Here is a 4,374-nt window from a genome sequence, read left to right on the forward strand (position 1 = left end):
CATCAACATTGTCAACACCCAGATCCTTTTCCTTGGTATGGCCGCTGAAGCCATAGCCGACGTTGAGACCGGCATAGGGGCCGGCCCACGAAGCGACCGGAAGTTCAGCGATCGGCGCGGGTGCCGGCGGCTCTTCCTGGACGACGTCTGCGGCATAGGCAGTTCCGCTGAGGGCGAAGAGCCCGAGCGCCACGGCCAGCGGCCGTGCGAATTTGAGATTGGCTTGCATTGTTCTTTACTCCTTAAGCCACAGGACACAGGCTTGTTTCTCACGATCGCCATCTACCCGTCCGGGGGGTGAAACGGATCTGGCGTTCGTCGGTTCCAAATGTCGTGTCAAAATGCGGCTGAAGCGAACCTGAACTTGGGTCATTCCCCGGCGCGAATGAGGCGGAACCTTGACGTTGCATCTTCGCAACAGCGAAATGGCAGGAGCCGTTCCATGCTGCACTGCACACCGCTTGGTGCAAGGAGTCCAGCATCCTATATTCCGCTCGGACGGTTTGGAGTCAAAGGCGAGTCGGGACGCCGAAAAGGCTGTTTCGCCACAATGCTGCCCAAGGTGCGAACGCCATTTAACGCCTGCCCGGCCATATTTCGCCGGCATCGTGTTTTCGGGCTGAAATTGAGGATTGACACCATATGAGCATAGCCACGGCGCTGGTGACGGGCGGGGCCAAGCGGATCGGTCGGGCAATCGTTGACGATCTCGCCGCTCACGGTTTTGCCGTCGCCATCCATTGCAACCGCTCGCGTGTGGAGGCCGACGCGTTGGCTGCCGCAATCAACGCCGGCGGCGGCCGCGCCGCCGTGATCGCCGCCGACCTGACCGATATGGATGCCGTCGGCGACCTCGTCGGCCAGGCGCAAGCAGCGCTCGGACCGCTCTCGCTGCTGGTCAACAATGCGTCGCTGTTCGAGGACGATTCGGTTCTGGATTTCGACTGGCGGGCCTGGGATCGGCACTTTGCCGTTCATGTGAAGGCGCCGGCGCTGCTGGCGCAGAATTTCGCCCGCGCGTTGCCGGAAGGGCAGGTGGGCCTGATCGTCAATATGATCGATCAGCGCGTCTGGCGGCCGACGCCGCGCTATTTCTCCTACGCGCTGTCCAAGTCGACTTTGTGGACGGCCACCCAGATGATGGCGCAATCGCTCGGCCCTCGCATCCGCGTCAATGCCATCGGCCCGGGACCTACCTTGAAGAACGCGCGCCAGGACGACAGCGATTTTGCCGCCCAAGTCGATGGCTTGATCCTCAAGCGTGGCCCGGAATTGTCGGAATTCGGCGCCACGATCCGCTATCTCTGGGAAGCACGCTCAGTCACCGGCCAGATGATTGCGCTTGATGGTGGCCAGCATCTTGCGTGGCAGACGCCCGATGTGACAGGCATGACGGAATGAGTCCTGTAGACCACAAAAACAAGCCGCGCGGCGGCGCCGACGATCTGCCCCCCGATATCGACCTCGAGGACGAGGCGGTCGAGGAGATCGTCGAACCAGCCGGTCCCGATGTCGCCTTCACCGCTATCGACTGGACGCCGCACGCGGGCGATGCCGAAGGGATGGTCGGCGCCGAGGTGATCCAGACGCTGGTCAAGCGGCTGCCCAACGCGCCCGGCGTCTACCGCATGATGAACGCCGCCGGCGATGTGCTCTATGTCGGCAAGGCGCGCAGCCTGAAGAAGCGCGTCACCAACTATGCGCAAGGCCGCTTCCACACCACCCGCATCGGCCGCATGGTGCGCGAGACGTCGACGATGGAGTTCGTCGTCACCCGCACCGAGATCGAAGCGCTGCTGCTCGAAGCCAATCTTATCAAGCGCTTGCGGCCGCGATTCAATGTGCTGATGCGCGACGACAAGTCGTTTCCCTATATTCTTTTGACCGGCGACCATGTTTCACCCGGCATCTACAAGCATCGCGGCGCACGCTCGCGCAAAGGCGATTATTTCGGCCCCTTCGCTTCGGCCGGCGCCGTCGGCCGCACCATAAATTCGCTGCAACGCGCCTTCCTGCTGCGCAGTTGCACCAACTCTTTTTACGAGAACCGCACGCGGCCGTGCCTGCTTTATCAGATCAAGCGCTGCGCCGGCCCCTGCACCGGAGAGGTCTCGCACCAGGACTATGCTGAGCTGGTCGGCGAGGCGAAGGACTTTCTGTCCGGCCGCAGCCAGAAGGTGAAGACGGAAATCTCGGCCGCGATGCAGCAAGCGTCGGAAGCTCTCGATTTCGAGCGGGCCGCGATCTATCGCGATCGGCTTGCGGCCCTGTCGCATGTGCAGAGCCACCAGGGCATCAATCCGGCGACCGTCGACGAGGCTGATGTTTTTGCCATCCACCAGGAGGGCGGCCAGGTCTGTATCCAGGTGTTCTTCTTTCGCACCGGCCAGAACTGGGGCAACCGTGCTTATTTCCCCAAGGCCGATCCGGCGTTGGAAGCAGCCGAGGTGTTGGGTTCGTTCCTGGCGCAGTTCTATGACGACAAGCCGACGCCGCGGACCGTTCTTCTGTCGCATGGCGTCGAGGATCAGGAACTGCTGGCCGAGGCGCTCTCCACCCGCGCCGGCCGCAAGGTCGCGATCTCTGTGCCGCAGCGTGGCGAGAAGAAGGACCTGACCGACAACGCCCTGCAGAATGCCCGCGAGGCGCTCGGACGCCGGTTGGCCGAGACCTCCACCCAAGGACGCCTGCTTGCCGGCTTTGCCGAGACCTTCGGCCTGGCGAAGCCGCCGGTGCGCATAGAGGTCTATGATAACTCGCACATCATGGGCACCAATGCGGTCGGCGCGATGGTCGTCGCCGGGCCGGAAGGCTTTGTCAAAAACCAGTACAGAAAATTCAACATCCGCTCGACCGAGATCACGCCTGGCGACGATTTCGGCATGATGCGCGAGGTGATGGAGCGGCGGTTTTCGCGGCTGCTCAAGGAGCATGGCGATGTTGCCGTTGCCGGCGATGCGGCGGCAGGCGAGGCGATGGCAGCCGAAGCGGGCGATGATATCGAAGACGATATCTCCGGCAGCTTCCCGGCCTGGCCCGACGTCATCCTGATCGACGGTGGCCAGGGTCAGATGACGGCGGTGCGCAAGATCCTCTCGGATCTCGGTATCGAGGACCGGGTGGTGGCGATCGGCATCGCCAAGGGCCAGGACCGCGATGCCGGCCGCGAGCGCTTCTTCGTTAGGGGCAGGGACTCATTTTCTCTGCCGGTCCGCGATCCCGTGCTCTATTTCGTCCAGCGTCTGCGCGACGAGGTCCACCGTTTCGCCATTGGCTCGCACCGTGCGCGGCGCAAGAAGGAGATGGTCAAGAGCCCGCTCGACGAGATCAGCGGTATCGGTCCCGGCCGCAAGCGCGCACTGCTGCTTGCATTCGGAACCGCCAAGGCGGTCAGCCGCGCGGCCATCGAGGATCTGAGGAAGGTCGACGGCATTTCCGAACAGGTCGCCAAACTGGTCTACAATCATTTTCATGAGAGCTGACGGATTCGGGTATTTTCGGCTGGCCAATCGATTCTAGCCTGTTGACCCCCCACATTCGCTTCTGATTTGAGTAGGCAGGCAGAAAGAGTTCCCTAGATATGGCCAAGCGCGCGTTCAACCTGCCCAATATGCTCACCTACGCTCGCATCGTCGCGGTGCCGCTGGTCGTGCTGTGCTTTTTTCTCGAAGGACATCTCAAGTCGAGCGACTTCGCTCGCTGGTCGGCGCTGATCATCTTCCTGCTCGCCTCGATCACCGATTATCTGGATGGCTACCTCGCGCGCGCCTGGCAGCAGACCTCCAACATCGGCAAGATGCTTGACCCGATCGCCGACAAGCTGCTGGTCGCCACCTGCCTGCTGCTGCTGGCCGCAGACACCGACCGTCATGCCGGCATCGCCGGCTGGTCGCTGTGGGCGGCGATCATCATCCTGTGCCGCGAAATCCTCGTCTCGGGCCTGCGTGAATATCTGGCGGCGCTCAAGGTCTCGGTGCCGGTGACGCAACTGGCAAAATGGAAGACAGCGATCCAGATGGTCGCCATCGCCTTCCTGCTGGCCGGGCCTGCCGGCGACAAGATCTTCCCGCTGACCACCCAGACCGGGCTGGTGCTGCTGTGGATCGCGGCCCTGGTCACGCTCTACACCGGCTACGATTATTTCCGCGCCGGCCTCAAGCACATCATGGACGAATGAGATGACGACCCGGCTCATCTATTTTGCCTGGGTGCGCGAACGCATCGGCATGCCTGAGGAAGACGTCGACCTGCCTGCTGGCGTCGAGACGGTCGCCGATCTCCTGCGCTGGCTGAAATCGCGCGGCGAGGAATACGAGCATGCGCTGCAATATCCCGACGTGATCCGCGTCGCCATCAACCAGGAGCATGTAGAGC

General features: G+C 62.5%; 4 protein-coding genes and 1 pseudogene. 4 read left to right on the forward strand and 1 reads right to left on the reverse strand.

Features of this window, described 5'->3' with window-relative positions; all coding sequences use genetic code 11:
- Window positions 1–229: pseudogene (locus EN935_RS24075) on the reverse strand (porin family protein); the annotation flags it as partial.
- A 413-nt stretch (window positions 230–642) separates the two neighbouring features.
- Between EN935_RS24075 and EN935_RS24080 the strand changes: the two are divergent.
- From EN935_RS24080 to EN935_RS24095, 4 genes are all read left to right on the forward strand, one after another.
- Entirely contained in the window at window positions 643–1,401 is a 759-nt protein-coding gene (locus EN935_RS24080; protein WP_109662891.1) for an SDR family oxidoreductase, read from the forward strand.
- Window positions 1,398–3,482, forward strand: coding sequence for an excinuclease ABC subunit UvrC (gene uvrC / locus EN935_RS24085; protein WP_109662893.1), 2,085 nt, complete (start codon window positions 1,398–1,400; stop codon window positions 3,480–3,482). The genes EN935_RS24080 and uvrC overlap by 4 nt, the downstream gene beginning before the upstream one ends.
- Window positions 3,483–3,580: 98 nt before the next feature.
- The gene (pgsA, locus tag EN935_RS24090) at window positions 3,581–4,177 is read left to right on the forward strand and encodes a CDP-diacylglycerol--glycerol-3-phosphate 3-phosphatidyltransferase (protein ID WP_023673449.1); all 597 of its coding nucleotides are present in this window, start codon (window positions 3,581–3,583) and stop codon (window positions 4,175–4,177) included.
- A gap of 1 nt (window position 4,178) precedes the next feature.
- Window positions 4,179–4,374 (forward strand): MoaD/ThiS family protein (locus EN935_RS24095; RefSeq protein WP_164771302.1); only part of this gene is annotated, 196 nt, incomplete at its 3' end.

The sequence above is a fragment of the Mesorhizobium sp. M7D.F.Ca.US.004.03.1.1 genome (genome assembly GCF_003998635.1).
Taxonomy (GTDB): Bacteria; Pseudomonadota; Alphaproteobacteria; order Rhizobiales; family Rhizobiaceae; genus Mesorhizobium; species Mesorhizobium loti.

Coding starts and splice junctions, on each gene's coding strand:
- EN935_RS24080 (WP_109662891.1), top strand. CDS start 643: ATGAGCATAGCCACGGCGCTGGTGACGGGCGGGGCCAAGCGGATCGGT.
- uvrC (WP_109662893.1), top strand. CDS start 1,398: ATGAGTCCTGTAGACCACAAAAACAAGCCGCGCGGCGGCGCCGACGAT.
- pgsA (WP_023673449.1), top strand. CDS start 3,581: ATGGCCAAGCGCGCGTTCAACCTGCCCAATATGCTCACCTACGCTCGC.